The organism is Nocardioides ferulae, assembly GCF_003660455.1.
GTDB classification, from domain to species: domain Bacteria; phylum Actinomycetota; class Actinomycetes; order Propionibacteriales; family Nocardioidaceae; genus Nocardioides; species Nocardioides ferulae.
The window spans coordinates 42,653-64,276 of record NZ_QZVR01000007.1 but is presented as its reverse complement, the minus strand read 5'-3'; the positions used below and the strand labels follow the sequence as shown (position 1 = coordinate 64,276).

General features: G+C 72.9%; 21 protein-coding genes and 2 tRNA genes. 15 read left to right on the top strand and 8 right to left on the bottom strand.

The genetic code is table 11. The features are described from left to right. Positions 1 to 77: 77 nt before the first annotated feature. The 5 genes from D6B71_RS10385 (at position 78) to rdgB (ending at position 4,833) form a co-directional block, all read left to right on the top strand. Complete coding sequence (locus D6B71_RS10385; RefSeq protein WP_121254719.1) at positions 78 to 1,007, top strand: ABC transporter ATP-binding protein; 930 nt, start codon at positions 78 to 80, stop codon at positions 1,005 to 1,007. Further along, positions 1,004 to 1,801 carry an ABC transporter permease gene (locus tag D6B71_RS10380; RefSeq protein WP_121254718.1) on the top strand — a complete coding sequence of 266 codons (798 nt, stop codon included), beginning with the start codon at positions 1,004 to 1,006 and terminating at the stop codon, positions 1,799 to 1,801. The genes D6B71_RS10385 and D6B71_RS10380 overlap by 4 nt, the downstream gene beginning before the upstream one ends. Before the next feature lie 179 nt (positions 1,802 to 1,980). Continuing rightward, positions 1,981 to 3,393, top strand: a complete 1,413-nt coding sequence (locus tag D6B71_RS10375; RefSeq protein WP_121254716.1) for a hypothetical protein — start codon at positions 1,981 to 1,983, stop codon at positions 3,391 to 3,393. Positions 3,394 to 3,454: 61 nt separating this feature from the next. Next, positions 3,455 to 4,177 (top strand): ribonuclease PH, encoded by a 723-nt coding sequence (gene rph, locus D6B71_RS10370; protein WP_121254714.1) that lies wholly within the window; start codon positions 3,455 to 3,457, stop codon positions 4,175 to 4,177. Between the two features lie 11 nt (positions 4,178 to 4,188). Continuing rightward, positions 4,189 to 4,833: an RdgB/HAM1 family non-canonical purine NTP pyrophosphatase gene (rdgB, locus tag D6B71_RS10365; RefSeq protein ID WP_121254712.1), complete on the top strand. Its 645-nt coding sequence runs from the start codon at positions 4,189 to 4,191 to the stop codon at positions 4,831 to 4,833. Positions 4,834 to 4,840: 7 nt separating this feature from the next. On the opposite strand, the gene D6B71_RS10360 is transcribed toward rdgB, so the two are convergent. From D6B71_RS10360 to bcp, 3 genes are all read right to left on the bottom strand, one after another. Next, on the bottom strand, positions 4,841 to 5,653 hold the full coding sequence (locus tag D6B71_RS10360; RefSeq protein WP_121254710.1) for an SDR family NAD(P)-dependent oxidoreductase: 813 nt from the start codon (positions 5,651 to 5,653) through the stop codon (positions 4,841 to 4,843). A gap of 43 nt (positions 5,654 to 5,696) precedes the next feature. Continuing rightward, positions 5,697 to 5,778: transfer RNA gene (locus tag D6B71_RS10355), tRNA-Leu, on the bottom strand. A 91-nt stretch (positions 5,779 to 5,869) separates the two neighbouring features. Further along, a complete protein-coding gene (gene bcp, locus D6B71_RS10350; protein ID WP_121255079.1) occupies positions 5,870 to 6,358 on the bottom strand; it encodes a thioredoxin-dependent thiol peroxidase in 489 nt (162 codons plus the stop codon). A gap of 186 nt (positions 6,359 to 6,544) precedes the next feature. On the opposite strand from bcp, the gene D6B71_RS10345 reads away from it, so the two are divergent. From D6B71_RS10345 to D6B71_RS10315, 8 genes are all read left to right on the top strand, one after another. Further along, on the top strand, positions 6,545 to 7,249 hold the full coding sequence (locus tag D6B71_RS10345) for an energy-coupling factor ABC transporter permease (protein WP_164519613.1): 705 nt from the start codon (positions 6,545 to 6,547) through the stop codon (positions 7,247 to 7,249). Further along, positions 7,246 to 7,626, top strand: coding sequence for a PDGLE domain-containing protein (locus tag D6B71_RS22730; RefSeq protein WP_164519612.1), 381 nt, complete (start codon positions 7,246 to 7,248; stop codon positions 7,624 to 7,626). The genes D6B71_RS10345 and D6B71_RS22730 overlap by 4 nt, the downstream gene beginning before the upstream one ends. Next, a complete protein-coding gene (gene cbiQ, locus D6B71_RS10340; protein WP_121254708.1) occupies positions 7,626 to 8,351 on the top strand; it encodes a cobalt ECF transporter T component CbiQ in 726 nt (241 codons plus the stop codon). Before D6B71_RS22730 ends, cbiQ begins: the two co-directional genes overlap by 1 nt. Further along, entirely contained in the window at positions 8,348 to 9,097 is a 750-nt protein-coding gene (locus tag D6B71_RS10335; RefSeq protein ID WP_121254706.1) for an energy-coupling factor ABC transporter ATP-binding protein, read from the top strand. The genes cbiQ and D6B71_RS10335 overlap by 4 nt, the downstream gene beginning before the upstream one ends. An 82-nt stretch (positions 9,098 to 9,179) precedes the next feature. Then, complete coding sequence (locus tag D6B71_RS10330) at positions 9,180 to 9,437, top strand: DUF3618 domain-containing protein (protein ID WP_121254704.1); 258 nt, start codon at positions 9,180 to 9,182, stop codon at positions 9,435 to 9,437. 36 nt (positions 9,438 to 9,473) lie between these two features. After that, complete coding sequence (locus D6B71_RS10325) at positions 9,474 to 9,797, top strand: GroES family chaperonin (RefSeq protein WP_240641302.1); 324 nt, start codon at positions 9,474 to 9,476, stop codon at positions 9,795 to 9,797. Between the two features lie 80 nt (positions 9,798 to 9,877). Further along, complete coding sequence (locus tag D6B71_RS10320; RefSeq protein WP_240641301.1) at positions 9,878 to 12,289, top strand: penicillin acylase family protein; 2,412 nt, start codon at positions 9,878 to 9,880, stop codon at positions 12,287 to 12,289. Between the two features lie 83 nt (positions 12,290 to 12,372). Further along, positions 12,373 to 14,787, top strand: coding sequence for a penicillin acylase family protein (locus tag D6B71_RS10315; protein WP_240641300.1), 2,415 nt, complete (start codon positions 12,373 to 12,375; stop codon positions 14,785 to 14,787). 319 nt (positions 14,788 to 15,106) lie between these two features. Here the strand turns inward: D6B71_RS10315 and D6B71_RS10310 are convergent, their stop codons facing one another. Next, entirely contained in the window at positions 15,107 to 16,603 is a 1,497-nt protein-coding gene (locus D6B71_RS10310; RefSeq protein WP_121254700.1) for an FAD-dependent oxidoreductase, read from the bottom strand. 146 nt (positions 16,604 to 16,749) lie between these two features. Beyond that, positions 16,750 to 17,964 (bottom strand): hypothetical protein, encoded by a 1,215-nt coding sequence (locus D6B71_RS23100; RefSeq protein ID WP_206051676.1) that lies wholly within the window; start codon positions 17,962 to 17,964, stop codon positions 16,750 to 16,752. A gap of 236 nt (positions 17,965 to 18,200) precedes the next feature. On the opposite strand from D6B71_RS23100, the gene D6B71_RS10300 reads away from it, so the two are divergent. Continuing rightward, the gene (locus tag D6B71_RS10300; protein WP_121254698.1) at positions 18,201 to 18,404 is read left to right on the top strand and encodes a DUF6767 domain-containing protein; all 204 of its coding nucleotides are present in this window, start codon (positions 18,201 to 18,203) and stop codon (positions 18,402 to 18,404) included. A gap of 94 nt (positions 18,405 to 18,498) precedes the next feature. Beyond that, positions 18,499 to 19,545: a zinc metalloprotease gene (locus D6B71_RS10295; RefSeq protein ID WP_121254696.1), complete on the top strand. Its 1,047-nt coding sequence runs from the start codon at positions 18,499 to 18,501 to the stop codon at positions 19,543 to 19,545. Positions 19,546 to 19,556: 11 nt separating this feature from the next. On the opposite strand, the gene D6B71_RS10290 is transcribed toward D6B71_RS10295, so the two are convergent. From D6B71_RS10290 to D6B71_RS10280, 3 genes are all read right to left on the bottom strand, one after another. Further along, on the bottom strand, positions 19,557 to 19,688 hold the full coding sequence (locus D6B71_RS10290; RefSeq protein WP_121254694.1) for a methionine/alanine import family NSS transporter small subunit: 132 nt from the start codon (positions 19,686 to 19,688) through the stop codon (positions 19,557 to 19,559). Continuing rightward, positions 19,685 to 21,277: a sodium-dependent transporter gene (locus tag D6B71_RS10285; protein WP_121254692.1), complete on the bottom strand. Its 1,593-nt coding sequence runs from the start codon at positions 21,275 to 21,277 to the stop codon at positions 19,685 to 19,687. The genes D6B71_RS10290 and D6B71_RS10285 overlap by 4 nt, the downstream gene beginning before the upstream one ends. A gap of 154 nt (positions 21,278 to 21,431) precedes the next feature. Then, positions 21,432 to 21,507, bottom strand: a tRNA-Lys gene (locus D6B71_RS10280). Between the last annotated feature and the right edge of the window lie 117 nt (positions 21,508 to 21,624).

Sequence of the window (21,624 nt, the reverse complement as noted above, 5' to 3'; positions counted from 1 at the left end):
CGACCCCTACTTTGGTCTCCGCGGGCGCGCCGCGCGTCCGATGCGCGCACCCGGTCGATTGCGGCAGGGTAGGCGCCATGATCAAGGTCGAACGACTCACCAAGACCTACGGCGGGTTCACCGCGGTGGACGACGTCAGCTTCGTCTGCCAGCCCGGCCGGGTCACCGGATTCCTCGGGCCCAACGGCGCGGGCAAGACGACCACGATGCGGGTGATGGTCGGGCTCACCCCGGCGACCCGAGGCGAGGTCACGATCGGCGGGCACCACTTCCGCTCGATCCCCAACCCGGGCCGGCACGTCGGCGTCCTGCTCGACGCCTCGGCCCAGCACGCCGGCCGCAACGGCCGCGAGGTGCTCTCGCTGGGCGCCCGCACCATGGGGCTGCCCGACTCTCGCGTCGACGAGATGCTCGCGCTGGTCTCGCTCAGCGACGACGAGGCCAAGCGTCGGGTCCGCAACTACTCGCTCGGCATGCGGCAGCGGCTCGGCATCGCGCACGCGCTGCTGGGCGACCCGTCGGTCCTGATCCTCGACGAGCCCGCCAACGGCCTGGACCCGGCCGGCATCCGGTGGATGCGCGGGTTGCTGAAGTCCTACGCCGACCGGGGCGGCACGGTGCTGCTCTCCAGCCACCTGCTCAACGAGGTGGAGCTGATCGCCGACGAGATGATCCTCATCGGCCGCGGCAAGATCGTGGCCCAGGGCGACAAGCAGACGCTGCTGGCCCAGCACGGACCGGCCGCCACTTTCGTGACCTCGCTCGAGAACGACCGGCTCGCGGGGGTCCTGCGTGATCGCGGTGTCGCGGTGGCGCCCGCCGGCACGGGCCTGCGGGTCGAGGCCGCGCCGGTCGACGTCGGCCGGGCCGCCGCGGAGAACACGATCGTCCTCACCGACCTGCGCGCCGCCCAGGAGGGGCTCGAGGACCTCTTCCTCGCCCTCACCTCCGACACCCAGCGCGACGCCCGGTCCGAGGCCGGCGCCCCCGAAGGAGCCTCCGCATGAGCACCTCCAGCACACAGCCCGCCGCGACTCCCGAGCCGCTGGACATCGACGTGATGCACGCCCCGAAGATCCCGTTCTGGCGGCTGGTCTCGGTGGAGCTGCGCAAGATGGCCGACACCCGGGCCGGCCTCTGGCTCCTGATCACGATCGGCGTGCTGACCGCTGCGATCGTGGTGATCTTCTTCTTCGCCGCCGACGACTCCGAGCTCACCTTCTACAACTTCCTCGGGGCGACCACGACGCCGCAGGGCTTCCTGCTACCGGTGCTCGGCATCTTGCTGGTCACCAGCGAGTGGAGCCAGCGCACCACGCTCACCACGTTCACGCTGGAGCCCTCCCGCACCCGCATCGTCGCGGCCAAGACCGCGGCCGCGGTCGCCTTCGGTCTGGTGGCGATCGCCGTCGCCGTCGTCGTGGCTTGGCTCGCGGCCTTCCTGGGCGGCACCGACGACGCGTTCCGCGACGTGGGGCTCGAGGACTTCAGCCGGTTCGCCCTGCTCCAGATCATCGCGATCGTGTGGGGCCTCGCCTTCGGCCTGCTGTTCTTGAACTCCCCGGCAGCGATCGTCCTCTACTTCGTCGTCCCGATCGCGTTCAACGTCCTGGTGTCGCTGGTCTCCTGGTTCCAGGAAGCCGCGCCGTGGATCGACCTGAGCACAGCCCAGGTCCCGCTGTTCGACACGGACCCGCTGGTCGGCGAGGAGTGGGCCCAGCTCGCCGTGTCCTCGCTGATCTGGATCGTGGTGCCGTTCGTGGTCGGCCTGCTCCGGGTGTTGCGCTCGGAGATGAAGTAGGCCGAACGGGTGCCGGCGGTGTTCGCAGTCGCCGGCACCACCGGCACCCCGGCGGTACGTCGGCGAGTCGGGTGGCCGCCACCGTCCCCATCTCCGGCGCCGACGAACGTCCTGGAGCGATCCAGGTTTGCCCGCCGTGATCCGGGGTAGGCCCCGGGGGACCGCTGGGGGAAGGAACCATGGCTGAGTACTCCGAGCTCGACTCGCTGATCGGCAAGATCAAGCGGGCGGCCATCGACGTCTACATGACCAGTCCCGAGAACTACTACGAGATCGAGGGCGACCGCTACCGCTACCGCGGGTCGGGGCGGGGGATGACCCAGTGGTGCACCCGGCCGGGCGAGGACGGTCAGGGGGGCGGCGACGTCTCCATGGACGGGATGCCCGACTTCCTGGTCAACCACCTCGACGACGACTTCCGAAATGCCTTCGACACCGTGCGCGACCGGGTGGACGAGGTGTTCGCCGACCTCAAGGACATCCCGAGGGGCGACATGCTCTTCTTCGAGGAGGAGCGCTCCATGGAGGCGGCCCAGACGCTGACCCCGCAGGGGGCGTCGACCGCCCTCCCGCCCGGTGGCGGCTCGGCGCTGGAGCTCAACAACGCGGTGCTCTCCCAGCGGGTGAACGCCATCCACGGCTACTGCTACCGGCTCTCCTCCCAGACCATCGACGCCTTCCGGCTGGCCTACGCCGATCGTCTCGGCGCGATCCTCGACGGACAGGCCGCCCTCGCCGCGATGATGGGCATGGCCGCGGCCGGACAGCGCGCGGTCTTCAAGAAGGCACAGGAGGACGTCGCCGCTCTCGCCGGCAACGCGCTCTCCTCGCTCGAGGCCCTCGCCGGCCAGCAGGCGAGCAGCGGTGGTCCGAGCGGCGGGGTCTTCGCGGTCGGTGGGGCCCTGCTCAGCATCGCCGGCCTGGGCAGCGGTCCTGGCGCCGTGGCCTTCGCGGCGGCCGGGGCGGTGAGCGGCCTGATCTCCGACCTGTGGCCCGACAAGCCCGACGAGGTGAAGGTGAGCCTGTCCGGGTCGGACCTCGACGGGATGCTCCAGTCGATGCACGAGGTGAAGGGCAAGCTCCTCCAGGCCGCGGTCGACGACGAGACGGTGATCCAGTCGGCGCTGGTCAACGCCTCCGGCGCCGTGCGTGAGTCGCCCGGCTCCTTCGACCTGAGCCGGCCTTCCTACCCGCCCGCGGGCACGGGCCGCGAGCAGGTCGGCGGCCCCGGCACGATCGAGCACAACTACGACGACATGCAGCGGCTCGCGGCCACGTGCCAGCTGGTCTCCGACATCGTCGACGAGGCGAGCGGTCGGGTCGCCGGGGCCGACGCCGGCAGCGGCGACTGGTCACGCCCCGCCGGCATCGGCATCGGCACCAGCGGGCCCTACCAGGAGTTCAGCAACCTCGCCGACGACGTCCTGGCCCTGACCCGCAACACCGCGGCCGAGCTGGCCGAGGCGGCAACGAAGCTCATCGCCGCCTCGCTGGACTTCGCCGCGACCGACGCCGACATCACCCGGGCCCTGGGCCGTGAGATGCGCGAGCTGCGGGAGGCCGAGCGCGAGGGCGACCTGCTCTTCGACTGACCCCCGGTCCGAGCCCGGGCTGCGCACGGGAGCGACCTCGGGCGCGGCTAGGGTCGGGCCCATGACGACACGAGCCGACGGCCGCGCCGACGACGAGCTGCGCCCGATCACGATCACCCGCCACTGGCTCGACCACGCAGCCGGATCGGTGCTGGTGGAGTTCGGCGGCACCAAGGTGCTGTGCGCGGCCTCCGCCAGCGAGGGCGTGCCGCGGTGGCGCCGGGGCTCGGGGCTGGGCTGGGTCACCGCCGAGTACGCCATGCTCCCCGCCTCCACCAACACCCGCTCCGACCGCGAGTCGGTCAAGGGCCGCATCGGCGGTCGCACCCACGAGATCAGCCGGCTGATCGGGCGCTCGCTGCGGGCGATCGTCGACTACAAGGCGCTCGGCGAGAACACGATCGTGCTCGACTGCGACGTGCTCCAGGCCGACGGCGGCACCCGCACCGCCGCGATCACCGGCGCCTACGTCGCGCTCGCCGACGCCGTCACCCACCTCGGCAAGCTCGGGGCGCTGACCGGTCAGCCGCTGACCGGGTCGGTGGCCGCGGTCAGCGTCGGCATCATCGACGGTGCGCCGCGGCTCGACCTGCCCTACGAGGAGGACGTGCGCGCCGAGACCGACATGAACGTCGTGATGACCGGCGCCGGCAAGTTCGTCGAGGTGCAGGGCACTGCCGAGGGGGCGGCCTTCGACCGGGCCGAGCTCGACGCGCTGCTCGGCCTCGCCGAGAAGGGCTGCGCCGACCTCACCCGGCTCCAGCAGGAGGCGCTGGCCCGGTGAACGCTGGCCCGATGAGCCCTCCCCGGGTCTTCCTGGCCTCGCGCAACGCCAAGAAGATCGCCGAGATGGAGCGCATCCTGCGCGAGCACCTGCCGGCGGTGCAGGTGGTCGGCCTCGACGACGTCGCGGCGTACGACGAGCCCGTCGAGGACCAGCCCACCTTCGAGGGCAACGCGCTGCTCAAGGCCCGGCGCGGCTTCGAGGTGACCGGACTGCCGACGATCGCCGACGACAGCGGGCTGTGCGTCGACGCGCTGAACGGCATGCCGGGGGTGCTCTCCGCCCGGTGGGGCGGCCCGCCGCACCCGGGCGAGAGGGACTCCGCCGACCTGCGCAACAACCGGCTGCTGCTCGCCCAGCTCTCCGACGTGCCCGACGAGCGGCGAGGCGCCCACTTCGTGTGTGCGGTCGCCTTCTGCCACCCGGGCGGTGAGGAGATCGTGCACGGCCGGATGGACGGCCACGTGATCCGCGAGCTGCGCGGTGCGGGCGGGTTCGGCTACGACGTGCTGTTCGTCGCCGACGAGCATGCGGCGCAGGGCCGCACCTCGGCCGAGCTGAGCCGCGAGGAGAAGGACGCGATCTCCCACCGGGGCCGGGCGCTGCGCCAGCTGGCGCCGATCGTCGCCGGCGTGCTGCGCCCCTCGGGAGCCTGACCTCGCGCTACTGCTTCGGCTTGGTCTGGGCGGCGAAGGCCGCGGTGCCGACCCGGTCGGGCAGGTGGGTGGCGACCTCGGCCAGCACCCGGTTCTTCAGGGAGCCGGCGACGACGTGCGGTTTGCCGGCCATCAGCGCGGCGAAACCGTCGGCGGCGACCTGCTCGGGGGAGTCCTTGCTCCCCTGCGCGAGCGGCGTGGCCTCCATGTCGGCGCGTTCGAAGAACTCGGTGTCGGTAGGACCGGGCATCAGCGAGGTGACGGTGACGCCGGTGCCCTTCAGCTCGTGACGGATCGCCTCGGCGAAGGAGTGGCCGAACGCCTTCGAGGCGTTGTAGGTCGCCTGGTAGGGGCCCGGGGCCACGGCGGCGACCGACGAGGTGACGAGGATCCGGCCCTCGCCCTGGGCGACCATGTGGTCGACCAGCAGCTTGGCCAGGTGCACCGTCGAGCGGACGTTCAGGTCGACGAGGGCCAGGTGCCGGTCGAGGGCGGTCTCGGCGAAGGTGCCGCCGCCCACTCCCACTCCGGCGTTCAGCGCCGCGGCGGTGATCGGCCGGCCCAGGGCCGTCGCCTCACGCCACAGCTGCTCGACCTCCTCGGGACGGGTCAGGTCGACCTGCACGGCCAGGACCTGCCGGCCGGACTCGCGCAGCTGGGCCGCCGCGGTGTGCAGCTCGGCGTCCTCGGCGGTGACCACCACGTCGTACCCGTGGTCGACGAACTGCTGCACCAACGCGCGGCCGATGCCGCTCGAGGCGCCGGTGACCAGCGCCAGGCCGGCCGCGGTGTCGGTGTTCGGGCTCGTCTCCTCGCTCATGGGCGGCCGGTACCCGTGGTGCGCGTGGGTACGCCGGCCAGCGTGCCGAAGGGGGGACTCGAACCCCCACGCCCGAAGGCACAGGTACCTAAAACCTGCGTGTCTGCCAGTTCCACCACTCCGGCTGGGCGGGCGCCAGTCTAGGGAGGACGCCCCGAACTGGTCGTCCGGGCGACCACAAGGTATGTCGTCCCCAGGGGACCACCGCCGGTCAGGTCAGGCGTTGCGGGTGTCCTCGTTGACGTCGATCTCGCGGCGCAGCTTCGCGACGTGGCCGGTGGCGCGCACGTTGTAGTGGGCGAGGAAGACCTTGCCGTCCTCGTCGACGACCACGGTCGAGCGGATGACTCCCTCGACGGTCTTGCCGTAGAGCTTCTTCTCGCCGAACGCGCCGTAGTCGCGCAGCACCTGCTTGTCGGGGTCGGAGAGGAGCCGGATGGTCAGGCTCTCCTTCTCCCGGAACTTCGCGAGCTTCTCGGGCTGGTCCGGGGAGATGCCGAGCACCTCGTAGCCGGCGGCGTGCAGCGCGTCGAGGGAGTCGGTGAAGTCGCAGGCCTGCTTGGTGCAGCCCGGGGTCATCGCGGCCGGGTAGAAGTAGACGATCACCTTGCGGCCGAGGAACTCCGAGAGGGAGACCTGCGCGCCGGTGTCGTCGGGGAGGGTGAACTCCGGGGCGGTGTCGCCGGGGGAGAGACGCGTGGGCAGCTGGGTCAACGGGGCTCCTGGGGCCGGGGGCTTGTTGCAAACGACTTGCAACAGCGTAGTCTGGGCGGTGGCGCAGGCGCCGTCGGGCTCGGGCCCGCGACGACCGCCTCCAACCTACGTCCCCAGCCATGGGAGAGCGGTCGGCGCATCGCGAACGCCGCCGTCCTCCAGCACCCGAGGAGTCACATGCACGTCCCCGACGGCTTCCTGGACGCGCCGACGTCCGTGGCCACCGGCGCGGTCGCCGCGGCCGGCGTCGCGATCGCACTGCGGCGGGCTCGCGACGAGCTCGACGACCGCACCGCGCCGATGGCCGGCCTGGTCGCCGCGTTCGTGTTCGCCGGGCAGATGATCAACTTCCCGGTCGGGGCCGGCACCAGCGGACACCTCATGGGCGGGGCGCTGGCGGCGGTGCTCGTGGGCCCCTGGGCGGCGGTGCTGTGCATCAGCGTGGTGCTGCTGGTGCAGGCGCTGTTCATGGCCGACGGCGGCGTCACCGCGCTCGGCACGAACGTCACCCTGCTCGCGTTGGTCGGCGCCGGCGTCGGCTGGCTGGTCTTCCGCGGGCTGCAGGCGGTGCTGCCGCGCCACCTGGCGATGGTGGCCCCGGCGGCCGCCATCGGGGCGCTGGCGTCGGTGCCGGTCGCCGCGACGGTCTTCACGGGCCTGTTCGCGATGGGCGGCGTCGCACCCGTGGAGGTCGGCACCGTGCTCACCGCGATGCTCGGCTGGCACACCCTGATCGGAGTCGGAGAGGCGCTGATCACCGGCCTGGTCGTCGGCTCCATCGTCGCGGTGCGCCCCGACCTCGTCTACGGCGCGCGGCGTCTGCTCGCCGCCCGCGAGCTCGAGATCCGCACCCCCGCTTCCACTCCGGAGGTGACCGCGTGACCGGCGCGAACCGGCGGGTGTCGACCCGGGCGCTCTGGGCCGGCCTGCTGGTGGCCGCGCTGCTGGTCGCCGGGGTCGCCAGCTACTACGCCAGCGCCCATCCCGACGGTCTCGAGCACGTCGCGGAGCAGACCGGCTTCCTCGACACCGCCGAGGACTCCCCGGTCGCCGACAGCCCGCTGGCCGATTACCAGACCGACGGCGTCGACGACGAGCGGATCAGCGGCGGCCTGGCGGGGGTGATCGGCGTCGTCCTGGTGCTCGTGCTGATGGGCGGGCTGGCCTGGCTGCTGCGCCGTCGCGGCCCCACCGGCCGCGAGCGCGCCGAGTCCGACGAGGCCGGCCACGACGCCGACGCCTCTGCGAGCGCCTCCTAGTGGGCGCCGGCCACGGCCACCGGCTGCACTTCCACGGCCACAGCGCCGTCCACCGGGCACCGGCCCACCTGAAGATCCCAGCGCTGCTGGCGTTCGTGCTGGTGGTCGTGGCGACCCCGCGCGAGTGGTTCGCGGTGTACGCCGTGCACCTCGCCGTCCTGCTCGGGGTCATCGCCGTCTCGCGCGTGCCGCTGCGCTACCTGGCGCCCCGGATGGTCGTCGAGGTCCCGTTCGTGGTGTTCGCCCTGCTGATGCCGTTCGTGGCCACCGGTCCCCGCACCGAGGTGCTCGGCCTGACCGTCTCCGAGCCCGGACTGCTCGCCGGGTGGGCGCTGCTCGCCAAGGGCACCCTCGGCGTGCTGGCCTCGCTGACCCTGGCCGCGACCACGGAGCCGGCCGACGTTCTGCGCGGCCTGCGGCGGCTGCGGCTGCCGTCGCTGCTGGTGGAGATCATGGGCTTCATGGTCCGCTACCTCGACGTGGTCACCGCCGACCTGACCCGGATGCTCACCGCGATGCGCTCCCGCGGCGTCGACCCCCGCTCGCCGCGGCACTGGCCGGTGCTGGCCCGGTCGCTGGGGTCGCTGTTCATCCGCTCCTACGAGCGCGGCGAGCGGGTGCACCTCGCGATGGTCTCCCGCGGCTACACCGGCGAGCTGCCCGACCTCGCCGACCTGGGCCGCGGCGTCCCGGCTCACCACCACCACGCGCAGGCGGCGTCGTGAGCACGCCCGTTCTCGACGTCCGGGGCCTGGCCTACGCCTACCCCGACGGCCACCAGGCGCTGTTCGGCATCGACCTGCACGTGCACCGCGGCGAGCGGGTGGCGCTGCTGGGTCCCAACGGCGCCGGCAAGACCACGCTCGTGCTCCACCTCAACGGCATCCTGACCGCGGGTGCCGGCTCGGTGGCGGTGAGCGGTCTGCCGGTCGAGAAGGGGAGCCTCAAGGAGGTCCGGCGCCGTGTCGGCGTCGTCTTCCAGGACCCCGACGACCAGCTGTTCATGCCGACCGTGCGCCAGGACGTCGCGTTCGGCCCGGCCAACCTCGGAGTCCGCGGAGCCGAGCTCGACCAGCGGGTGCACGACGCGCTGGCCCGCGTCGGCATGGCCGACTACGCCGACCGGCCGCCGCACCACCTCTCGTTCGGCCAGCGGCGCCGGGTGGCGGTGGCCACGGTGCTGGCCATGCAGCCCGAGATCCTGGTCCTCGACGAGCCGTCGTCGAACCTCGACCCGGCCTCGCGGCGCGAGCTGGCCGACATCCTCCGCTCGCTCGACGTGACCGTGCTGATGGTCACCCACGACCTGCCCTACGCCCTGGAGCTGTGCCCCCGCTCGGTGGTGCTCTCCGGGGGCACCGTGGTCGCCGACGGGCCGACGCTCGAGGTGCTCACCGACGAGCCGTTGATGCGCACGCACCGCCTGGAGCTGCCCTTCGGGTTCGACCCGCGCACGGTGCGGCCGCGGTGAGCCGAGCCCCGCGGTGAGCGCCGGTGGCCACCCGGTTGGTAGGTTCTGCCCGAGACGACCCCGGATCTGAGGAGACGAGCCAGTGACCCAGCAGGGCAGCGACACCTCGGCCCTCGAGCGCGAGATCGAGGAGACCCGCGAGCGCCTGGCCTCCACGATCGACCAGCTCGTCCACCGCAGCAGCCCGAAGACGATCGCGAGCCGCCAGATCAGCTCGGTCAAGGCGCACTACGTCGACCAGGCCACCGGGCAGCCGCGCACCGACAACATCCTCAAGACCGCCGGCATCGTGGCGGGTGTCGTGGTGCTGCTCGTGGTCGTCCGCAAGGTCGCCGGCTGACCCTCAGCCGCCTCGCCGGAAGGCACCGCAACAGTCGTGACTGAGAAGACCCCCATCAAGATGCTGCACGACCGGATCCTGGTCGAGGTCGACCGGGAGGCCGGTGAACGGCGCTCCTCGGGCGGCATCGTCATCCCCGCCACCGCGGCGATGGGCGCGCGCCGGCTGACCTGGTCGAAGGTGGTGGCGACCGGGCCCCAGGCCCGGGCGGTCGTCGTCGGCGACAAGGTGCTCTTCGACGGTGCCGAGAAGGCCGAGGTGGAGGTCAACGGCGAGCTCTACGTCGTGATGCGGGAGCGCGACGTGCACGCGGTGGCCGCCGACCGGCTCGGCGACGAGGCGACCGGTCTCTACCTGTGACACCGGTTGCTACCCGCGCGTAACCCCGGGCCGCCGGCGCCCGTTGTGCGGGCATGCGTCGTCGCCTCACCCTCCCCGCGTTGACCGGTCTCGCCGCCCTGGTGGCCACCGCCCTGGTCGTCCCGTTCGCTCCGCCCGTCACGGCAGGAAGCGCGGCGCCACGAGGCGCCGCGGCGGCGGGCCCGGCGCCGTCCGCCAACGGCTACACGGCGACCGTGCGGCGTACCACCCACGGCATCCCGCACGTCACCGCGAGGAACTGGGGCTCGCTGGGCTTCGGCAGCGGCTACGCCGCCGCCGAGGACTCCCTGTGCACGTTGGCCGACACCCTGGTCACCGCCCGCGGGCAGCGCTCGCGCTGGTTCGGGGCGGAGGCGGGCTACAACGACCAGGTCACGCTCGAGGCCTCGAACCTCCAGATCGACGCGTTCGTCACCGACCTGCGCGAGCGCGAGGTCGTCGAGCAGCTGCTCGCCGACCCGGTGGCCGGGCCCAGCCGCCGGGCCAAGCGGCTGGTGAGTGGCTACACCGCGGGGGTGAACGCCTACCTGCGCGACACCCCTGCCGACCAGGTGACCGACCCGGCCTGCGCGGGAGCGGGCTACCTGGTGCCCGACGCGACGCCGGTGGACCTCTGGTACGGCGTCTACCTGGCCAACCTGCTCGCCTCCTCGGGGGTGTTCGTCAAGGAGATCGTCGACGCCTCGCCGCCCTCGCTCGACGACCCCGGCCTGCCCGAGCTGCCGCTGCGGGCCCGTGACGTCGATGTCGCGGACCGCGAGGCGCTGCTGAAGGCGCTCGGCCGCGACCCCGAGGCGCCGTTCGGCTCCAACGCCACCGCGGTCGGCGGCCGGGCCTCGACGACCGGGCGCGGGATGCTGCTCGGCAACCCGCACTTCCCGTGGCGGGGGCGCTACCACTTCACCCAGCAGCACCTCACGATCCCCGGCAAGTACGACGTCGCCGGGGCGTCGCTGATCGGCTCGCCGGCGGTGAACATCGGCTGGAACGCCGACGTCGCCTGGAGCCACACCGTCTCCACCGCCTACCGGTTCACTCCCTACGAGTTCGTCACCGCCGGGCCGAGCACCTACCTGACCGCCGACGGTCCGCAGCAGCTGGAGCGGCGCGAGGTCGAGGTGACCGTGCTCCTCGAGGACGGCTCGCTCGGCACCGTCACCGAGGACCTCTACCGCACCGAGGTCGGCTACGTGATCGACTCGCCGGCCACGCTGATGCCCTGGGGGCCGCTGAGCCTGTGGTCGATCCGCGACGCCAACGGCGAGCACCTGCGCACGATCGACACCTTCCTCGACATGGGGCGGGCCACCGACGTGCGCGACCTGCTGCGCCGCCAGGACGCCGGCGGCGGGATCCCGTGGGTCAACACCATCGCCGCGGACCGCGCCGGCCGGGTGCTCTACGCCGACCACTCGGTGGTGCCGAACGTGCCCGACGACCTCGCCGAGCGGTGCATGACGGTCGTCGGCCGGGTGGTCAACGAGGTCGCGGGGCTGCCCGGTCTCGACGGCACCCGGGCCGGCGGCGCGTGCGCCTGGCGCGACGACGAGGACGCCCAGCGGCCCGGCATCTTCGGTCCGGCCAACCTGCCCGCGGTGGTGCGTCGCGATTGGGTGATGAACGCCAACGACTCCTACTGGACCCCCAACGACCAGGTGCGCCTCGAGGGCTACGCCGGGATCATCGGCTGCGAACGGTGCGAACGCACGATGCGCACCCGGATGGTCGGCCAGTACGTCGTCGACGCCCTCGCCGACGGTGGTCAGGAGTCCCCGGCGAGCCTGCGCGGCCACCAGCACGAGAACCGGCTGCGCGCCGCCGAGGTGATGCGCGAGGGAGGCGCGCTCGACGCGGTGTGCGAGGCCACCGGCGAGGCCGCGGCCTGCGCCGTGCTGAAGGCCTGGGACGGCCGCTCGGAGACCACCTCGGTCGGCACCCACATCTTCGAGGAGTTCGTCTCCCGGCTGCCCACGATCGGGGTGTGGACCACGCCGTTCTCCGCCGACGACCCGCTGCACACGCCGCGGGGGCTGAATCCGCTGAACCCGCTGGTCGTGCAGGCGATGGCCGACGCGATCGCGCACCTGCGGTCGCAGGACATCCCCTTCGACGCCACCTGGGGATCCCTCCAGGTCGCCGGCGACCGGGGCGCGCCCCCGATCCCGCTCGGGGGTGGCACCGGCGACAGCGTCGGCAACGCCAACGCGCTGGCGTCGCGCTGGCCCGACGACAACACCGCGGCGTACCGCCCGGTGACCTTCGGCTCCTCGCACATCCAGGCGGTCTCGTTCCTCGACCGGGGGCGGGTCGACGTGCGCACGATCCTCACCTACGGGCAGCGTGAGGACCCCACCTCGCCGTGGTCGAGCGACCAGACCGAGATGTTCTCCCGCGAGCAGTGGGTGCGCTTCCCGTGGACCGAGCGGCAGATCCGGCGGCACCAGGTGGAGAGGTACGTCGTGCGCGGCTGAGCGCGGCTGACCGCCGCCGATGCCGGACCGGCTCCGGCGATTCCGCCTCCCCGACACCATCCGGTGCCTTAGGGTCACCCCTCGTGCCGTCCCGTCTCGCAGCGCTCGCCGCTCTCGCCGTCATCGCCCCGCTCGCCCCGGCCCTCAGTGCGACCGCGCCCGCGGTCGCCCGACCGGCCGCCACCACCGCCGCCAGCGCCGCAGGCCCACTGGCGGAGGGTGGCTACGACGCCACCATCCGGCGTACCGAGCACGGCATCCCGCACATCACCGCGTCGGACTGGGGCTCCCTCGGGTTCGGCAGCGGCTACGTCGCGGCCCAGGACTCCACCTGCACGCTCGCCGAGACGCTGCTCACCGCCCGCGCCCAGCGGTCGCGCTGGTTCGGCGCGGACGGCACCTGGGACGACCGGACCACGCCCGCGGCGTCGAACCTGAAGATCGACGCGTTCGTCACCGACCTGCGCGACCGCGAGGTCGTCGAGACCCTGCTCGAGGACCCGGTCGCCGGTCCGAGCAAGCGGGCCCGGGAGCTGGTCGAGGGCTACACCGCCGGCATCAACGACTACCTCGCCGAGGTCGGCCCCGACGGGGTCACCGACCCGCAGTGCGCCGGGGCGGGCTACCTGGTGCCCGACGTGGAGCCGGTGGACCTCTGGTACGGCGTCTACCTGGCCAACCTGATCGCCTCCTCGGGCCGCTTCGTCAACGAGATCGTCGACGCCGAGCCGCCGGCCGGCGCCGCCCGCGCGGAGGCACCCGCGGTGCCGGAGCTCGGCGACGTCGACGCCGACGAGGTGCGCCGCGCGCTGGGCCACGACCCCGAGGCCTCGTTCGGCTCCAACGCCACCGCGATCGGCTCGAAGGCGTCCACGACCCGGCGCGGCATGGTGCTGGGCAACCCCCACTTCCCGTGGACCGGGCGCTACCGGTTCACCCAGCAGCACCTCACGATCCCCGGCAAGTACGACGTCGCCGGGGCGTCGCTGATCGGCTCGCCGGCGATCAACATCGGCTGGAACCGCGACGTGGCGTGGAGCCACACCGTCTCCACCGCCTACCGGTTCACCCCCTACCAGTTCCCGACCCCCACGCCGACCACCTACGAGACCGAGTCGGGCCCCCGGCCGGTCGAGCGGCGCGAGGTCGAGGTGACCGTGCTGCTCGAGGACGGCTCGCTCGGCACCGTCACCGAGGATCTCTACCGCACCAGCGTGGGCTACGTCCTGCACGCACCCAAGATGCTGATGTCGTGGACCCCCTCGAGCCTGTGGGCGATCCGCGACGCCAACGGAGAGCACCTGCGCACGATCGACACGTTCTTCAACATGGGCTTCGCCAAGGGCGTGCGGGCCCTGCTGCGCCGCCAGGACAACGGCGGCGGGATGCCCTGGGTGAACACGACCGCCGCGGACCGCGACGGGCGGGTGCTCTACGCCGACCACTCGGTCGTGCCGAACGTGCCCGACGCCATGGCGAAGAACTGCATGACCCCGACCGGCGCCCTGATCGCCTCGTTCTCCGGCCTGCCCGGGCTCGACGGCACCCGTGCCGAGGGGGAGTGCGCCTGGCGCACCGACGCGGGCACTCGTCCGGGCGTCTTCGGGCCGGAGAACCTGCCCGCCGTGGTCCGTCGCGACTGGGTGATGAACGCCAACGACTCCTACTGGACCCCCAACGACCGGGTGCGGCTCGAGGGCTACGCCGGCATCATCGGCTGCGAGCAGTGCGGCCGCACGATGCGGACCCGGATGGTCTCGCGCTACGTCACGGATCGGCTCGACCGACGCCGGGAGTCGCCGAGGAGCCTGCGCGGGCACCAGCACGAGAACCGCGTGATGGCCGCAGAGGTGACCCGCCGTGGCGGCGCGCTCGACCGGGTCTGCGCGGCCACCGGTGAGACCGACGCCTGCGCGGTGCTGGCCGCCTGGGACGGCCGCTCGGACGCCGACTCGGTCGGCGCGCACCTCTTCGAGGAGTTCTACTCCCGGCTGCCCGCCACCGGCGTGTGGCGAGTCCCGTTCGACGCCGAGCGTCCGCTGGCCACGCCGCGCGGACTGGACGCGGCCAACCCGAACGTCGTGCAGGCGATGACCGACGCGATCGCCTCGCTGCGCGAGCGCGACGTCGCCCTCGACGCGCCCTGGGGCTCGCTGCAGGTGCCGGGCGACCGCGGCGCGGAGGCTTTCCCCCTCGGCGGCGGCAGCGGCCCGGCCGGCAACGCCAACGCGCTCACCTCCCGCTGGACCGACACCGAGGCTGGGTGGCGCAAGGAGGTGCTCGCCGGCTCGTCCCACATCCAGGCGATCTCGTTCCTGGACCGCGGTGGCCTCGACGCCCGCACGATCCTCACCTACGGGCAGCGCGAGGACCCCACCTCGCCGTGGTCGCAGGACCAGACCGAGCTGTTCTCCGCCGAGCGCTGGGTGAGCTTCCCCTGGACCGACGCGCAGATCGAGGCCGCGCTCGTCGAGGAGTACGCCGTCAGCGGCGGCTGACGTCGGCAGGGCGGTGACCGGCGGTCGGCCTGCCCCCCGGTGGTCGAGCTTGCCGTCGGTGGTCGAGCTTGCCGAGACCCGGTGCGGTGTGCAGGGCGGTGACCGTGGTCGCCGTCGCCTGGAACCTCACCGGGTTTCGACACGCTCCGTCGCGGCCTCGTCCCTCGGCCGCGGTCGCTGCTCAACCACCAACGATCCGGTCGGCTGGCGCCGCCCGGATCACCGGGTCTCGACACGCCGGTCGCGGGCTCGCAAGCTCGCCCGCACGGCTCGCTCGACCACCATCAGGCGGTCCGCCCTCGTCCCTCGGGCGTCCCGGCTAATGCTCCTTGAGCGGGCAGGTGGCCACGCCCTCGAGCACCCGCCCGTCGGGGCCGAAGCGCGAGCCGTGCAGCGGGCAGTCCCACGACGCCTCGGCGTCGTTCCAGCGCAGCACCCCGCCCAGGTGGGTGCAGACCGCCGAGACCCGGCGCTCGACCCCGTCGACCCGGGAGACGGCGGTCGGGCGTCCGGGCCCGTCGTACCGCACGAAGCCGTCGCCCTCGCCGGGGGCCGCCCCCTGGGCGCCGGCGTGGCGCAGCGGGCGCAGGTAGCCCCAGGTCAGCTCGAGGCCCACCTCGGCGTTGAGGTACGCCGACTGCGGCAGGCCGGTGAGCTCGCGCGGCGTCCAGCTGCGGAACGCCCGGGCCCACGTCATGTGGCCGCCGAGGAGCTGGCCCGACAGCGCCAGTGCGGCCGCGACCCCGTTGGTCATGCCCCACTTGGAGTAGCCGCCGGCGACCAGGATGTCGTCGCGGCCGGGTAGCAGCGGCCCGACGTAGGGGAGTCCGTGGTGCGGCACGTAGTCCTGGGCGGACCACGCGTGGGTCTCCACCGCCTGCGGGTAGTGCTCGGCGGTCCACGCCCGCAGGTCGTCGATGCGCGACTGCTCGGAGATCGGGGCCCCGACCTTGTGGCCGTTGCCGCCGACCAGCAGCAGGTGTCCGCCGTCGTCCGCGGGGGCGTCGCGCAGCGACCGGGACGGGGCGTCGGCGGAGAGGTACATGCCGTCGACCGCCTGGACGGGCGTGCGGTAGGCCAGTCCGTAGGAGCGGGCGGGCTTGGCCCGGGCGAAGAACCCGCCTCGGTCGAGGATCGGGAGGTTGGTGGCGACGATCAGGTTCTCCGCGGTGGCGGCGCCGTGCTCGGTGATCACCCGGGTGGGCTCGTGACCGTGCACCCGCTGCACCCGCGCGCCCTCGACGAGGGTGACCCCGTGCGCGACGGCGTCGGCGGCCAGCGCCTCGAGCAGCTCAACCGGGTCGACCTGGCACTGGTCGTCCATCCGCACCCCGCCGCGGGTGGGGTAGGGCAGGGACAGCTCGTCGACCCACTCGGCGTCGAGGCCGGCCTTGCGCACCGCCTTGAGCTCGGCGCGCGCCATCCGCTCGCCGATCGCACCGTGGGCGTAGGTGTAGGCGGCGCGGCGCTGCATCGCGACGCCGTGGTCGCCGCAGAACCGGGCCAGCCAGGCCTGCGCCTCCCGGTTGCCCTCGGCGTAGTCGCGCAGCACCCCCGTGGGCTGCCGGCGCGAGATGCGGGAGAACTGCAGGCCCTGCAGCAGGCTGATCTTCGCCGTGGAGCCCTGGGTGGTGCCGGCGCCGACGTGGCGGGCCTCCAGCACGAGCACCGAACGGCCGGCGCGGGCCAGCAGTCCGGCCGTGGTCAGGCCGGTCAACCCGGCGCCGATCACCACGATGTCGTAGTGGCCCCCCACCTCGGGGGCGTCGGGCTCGGTGCGCGGCCGGCGTGCTCGCCACACTGAGGTCAGCGTCATGTCGTCTCCCAAGGTCGGTGCCGCCGCCCGGGTACCCCCGCCCGCGGCCGGTCACACCGCCGCGATGCCCTCAGTCTCGTCCCGGCACGGGTCGAGTGGAAGGGGCCGTGCCCTGGAGCACGTGACGAGAGAGTTCCCTCGACGGGTCAGCGGACCCTGACGGTGAAGACGGCCGAGCTCGCGCCGGTGACCGACTCGGTGCCCGGCAGCACCAGCCGGTAGGCCGACGTGCCGCGCCGCCGCTCGCGAGGGAAGGCCACCCGGGCGGTCCCCGCGTCGCTGGGTGTGACGGTGGCGACGGGCGCCCAGGCCCCGCCGAGGAGCCTCTCGAGCGTCAGCGCGGACAGGCCGGCGTTCTCGACCACGACGGTGTCGGCAGGCGCCGCGGAGCCGCGCCGGACCGTCGTCCGGCCGCTGCGCCAGCCCTCGATCTCGCTCACCGCGAGCCGCGCGTCGTACGTCGTGGGGTCGCCGTCGTCGACCGCGACGCAGCGCAGCGTCCCCTGCCAGTGGTAGTTGGTGCCGGCCACCTGGACCCACTCGACCTGGTAGTCGGTGGTGCCGGCGGGCCAGCGCGGGTGCTGGGCGTAGGGGAACGCCATCGACCCCGACCAGGTGCCCTCGTTGTTGTGGTAGTTGAGGGTGATCTCGCCATCCGCGGTCTCGAGGCGGATGTTGACGTCGTTGGCCTGGCCCGAGGGCAGGTCGGCGGGGTAGTCGACCACCAGCGCGTCACAGCTGGGGTCGCCGTAGCGCCAGTCCCAGTCGAACGGTCCGGAGGAGGTGGGTGTGGCGGTGGGGGCCGTGCTCGGCGGCGCGGTGGGGGCCGTGGTGGGTGGGGTGCTGGGCGGCGCCGTGGGTGGGGTGCTGGGCGGCGCCGTGGGTGGGGTGCTGGGAGGCGTCGTGGTGGGGGCGGTCGTGGGCGGGGTGCTGGTCGGCATGCTGGGCGAGGAGCTCTCGCCGGGCGTGGGTGCCGACGGGGTGGGGCTGGGGGGCGCGGTGGGGCCGGCGTCGACGTAGGTCACCGACCAGTGCGAGATGTCCCTGTCGCGTTCGCCCGGGTACTTGAACGTCAAGGTGGTGACGGGGACTGCGAGGTCGGTGTACTTCGGTCCGTCGCCGTGCTTCGCGCTGCCGGCCTTCACGCAGTAGCCGGTGATCACGGTGCCGGGCGGGGCGTCGAAGGTGATGCTCTGCAGCGTGCCGCTCACGTCCTGCTTCCCGGTGGTCAGCGGGGCACACACCTGCTCGGAGTCCGGCCCGGTGGCCGTGGCGCTGCCGGGCAGCACGAACGCCAGGGTGCCGAGCCCGGCCGCGGCGGTGGTGAGCGCCGCGACGGCGGAGGCGAGGGGTCGGTTCACGGTGCGGGCTCCTGGGATGCGGGCCGGGATGGCAGGGCGAGGTCGGTCCACGAGAACCTTCCCAGCGGCGTCAGCCGCGGCGCCGGGCCTTCAGGCGACCTTGGGGGAACCCTGGGCGTTCCTTGAGCAAGGCCGAGCCAGTGCCTCCCGGTGGCCTCGGGTCATTGGGCCCTGGGGAGTGCGCTGACCGGCTCCTACCGTGGAGGCGAACAGCGAAGCGGAGGAAGTGGAACGAGATGGCCAAGCAGGCCCGCCAGACGACATGGTCCGGTCCGGTCCCGAAGTGCGCGGTGCGGATCGGTGAGCCGTGCACCCTGTGCCAGCCCGGCTCGCACGGTCCGGAGGACTGCGGCCTGGTCTACCTGGTGATGAACGACCCGGAGCTGCGCGAGCGGCTCGGCGAGATCCGGGCCGAGGCCAAGGCGGCCTCGGCTTCCTGACGCGCCCGGGTCACCGGCAATAGACTCACCGCTCAAGCGGGCTCGCGACCCGCCGATGAGGACCTCACATCGTTCGAGTGAGGGAGGAGCGGGCGTGGCCAGACGTCTCGGGCGGCCAGCCGCCCTGCTGCTGGCGGCGGCGCTGCTTGCCGCCGGCGGCTCGGCGCCCGCCCAGGCGGGAGCCGAGCGCGCTGGGCGCACCGACCCCTCGGCGACCGAGCTCACCGTCGTCTGGCCCGACGACGCGGCCGTTCCGCGTGGCGCGCGCGTCACCGTCTCGGGCACCGTGAGCGGCGGGCCGCGCGAGGTGGTCCTGCAGCACCGTTCCCGCCAGCGCGGCTGGGAGACCCTGCGCGCGCTCACCTCCGACCAGGACGGCGCCTGGAGCCTCGCCGTGCCGACCACCTGGTTCACCACGCACACGCTGCGGGTCCGCGCCCCCGAGACCGTCAGCCACGACGAGGGAGCCGCCGCGACCAACGGGCGGCTGGCCGTCGAGCCCGGCTACGACCCGCTCGGGCTCGCCGCGTCCTTCACCCTGTCGGGCTATCGCTGGAACCCCTGCCAGGTCATCGCCTACCGCGTGCGCGGCCGCCGGCTCCCCTCGGGCGCCCTCCCGGAGGTCAAGCGGGCGCTGCGTCTCGTGGCCCAGGCGACGGGCCTGCGGTTCCGCTATCGGGGCACCAGCCGGCAGGTGCCCTGGCGCGACGACGAGGCCGCCGACGTACGCCGGGCGGACCTGCTGATCGGCTGGGCCACCGAGCGCGAGGTGCCGACACTGCGCGGCAACGTCGCCGGGGTCGGCGGCGTGACTCGCGGGGTCTGGTCACAGGTGCCGGGACAGCTGCTCATCACCGACGGCATGGTCGCGCTCGACGTCGACGCCCGTGCGGCGGCCGGCTTCGGCGCCGGGTGGACCCGCGGCGAGCTGCTGCTGCACGAGATCGGCCACGCCGTGGGGCTGGGGCACTTCTTCGCCGATACCGCCCAGATCATGGCCTACGCGACGCGGGACCGTGACCGGTTCGGGGCCGGCGACCTGGCCGGCCTCCGGATGGTCGGCCGCTCGGCGGGCTGCCTGACGGAGCCGGACGGCGGACTGGCGAGGTCGGCCGTGCTGCGCCCGGCGCCGCAGGTCTGAGCTGCGGTCGGCTACGACCCGTTGGCGGCGTCGTCCTCGAAGGTGGAGGGGTCATCTCGCCAGAGGTTGGCGATGGCGCCGACCAGCCCACCCCAGATGACCATCATCGCGACCACCATCATCACCACGGCCTCCATGCTCATCGCGACTCCTCCTCTCGGTCGCGGACCCGAGCCCCGGGCGGGCTCTCGCCTCCCGGTGCGAGCGAGACGCTGCGGTGCCAGGGAACCAGTGTCGCAACCACCGCGAAGACGATCACCAGACCCGCGGCCCCCCAGCCGAACGTGAACTGCATCCAGGAGGGGTACGTGCCGTAGCCGTCGGCGACGGTGTCGATGAAGTCCTTCACCAGCACCAGGGCGAGGCCGACCGGTGCCACGAAGCCGACGAGGACGTACCACGGGAGGCCCAGCCGGATCGAGCCGTGGTGGTTGAGGTGCTCGGCGAGCCCGGGCAGCGCGCGCAGGAGCCAGGCCAGGATCACCATCGCGACCACGGCGACCAGCAGGATGCCGAACCGGTTGATGAAGTTGTCGACGATGTCGAGCACGTGCAGGCCGCTCGTGGTCGAGAACAGCACCAGGCTCAGCAGCGCCGCGGGGACGCCGACGACGGCGACGGCGACCTGGCGGGAGAGCTCGAACTTGTCGCGGACCGCCGAGATGACCACCTCGATCACGCTGACCAGGGAGGTGAGCCCGGCGATGACGAGGGAGCCGAAGAACAGCACGCCGATGAACGCGCCGCCCGGTGCCTCGCTGATGATCGCCGGGAACGCCACGAACGCCAGCCCGATGCCGTTCGCGACGACGTCCTCCACCGCCTTGCCGCTGGCCTGGGCCATGAACCCGAGCGCGGCGAAGACCCCGATGCCGGCGAGCAGCTCGAAGCCGGAGTTGGCGAAGCCGACCACGAAGCCGGAGCCGGTCATGTCGGTCTTGCGCCCGACGTAGGAGGCGTAGGTGATCATGATGCCGAAGCCCACCGAGAGCGAGAAGAAGATCTGGCCCAGGGCCGCGGCCCACACGTTGGCGTCGAGGAGGGCCGACCAGTCCGGGGTGAACAGCGCGTCGAGCCCCTCGCCGGCGCCCGGCAGGAAGAGCGAGCGCACCACGAGGGCGCCGAACGCGATCACCAGCAGTGGGATGAAGACCACCGCCGTGGCGCCGATGCCCTTCTGCACGCCGAGCGCCATGATCAGGAGGACCGCGGCCCACACGATGATCAGCGGCACCAGCACGCCGGCGACGACGTCAGCGGTGACGCCGGGGTCGCTGACCTGGAGGAACTCCTCGAAGAAGAATGCGTCCGGCTTGCTGCCCCACGCCTGGTCGACCGAGAACAGCGTGTAGCGCAGTGCGTAGGCGATGATCGCGGCGTAGTAGATCGCGATCATGAAGCAGATGCCGACCTGCCACCAGCCGAGTGGCTCGCTCCCGCGGGCCTGACGGGCGAACGACAGCGGGGCCGACCCGCGATGCTTGTGCCCCATCGCGTAGTCGAGCAGCAGGAACGGCATTCCGGCGCAGAGCAGGGCCACGAGGTAGGGGACGATGAACGCCCCGCCACCGTTCTCGTAGGCGACGTAGGGGAACCGCCAGATGTTGCCCAGCCCCACCGCCGAGCCGATCGCGGCCAGGATGAACACCCGGCGGGAGGAGAAGGCTCCACGTCGTTTCGCCTCGTGGGCGTGCGGGTCGTGGTGCCCGGGGGAGTGGGTGCTCGTGCTCACGGTTGCCTCCTGCTCGTCGGTCGACCGCCCCCCGTGGTCGCATTGAGGCAATACCCCGGGACGCGCCGGCTAACCCCGGCAGAAGGCTCCGACTTCGCGCGGCCCCGAACGACGAAGGCCCCTGACCGCGTTTCCGCTGGTCAGGGGCCTTGTGTGGTACGCCATCAGGGACTCGAACCCCGAACCCGCTGATTAAGAGTCAGCTGCTCTGCCAATTGAGCTAATGGCGCGTGCCGAAGCGACGCCAAGACTACACGCGAGTGACCGGGCGCGAAAATCGGGCCGGTCTCGGCAAGCTCGACCACCGGCGCTGGGGCTCGGCCACCGGCGCTGGGGCTCGGCCACCG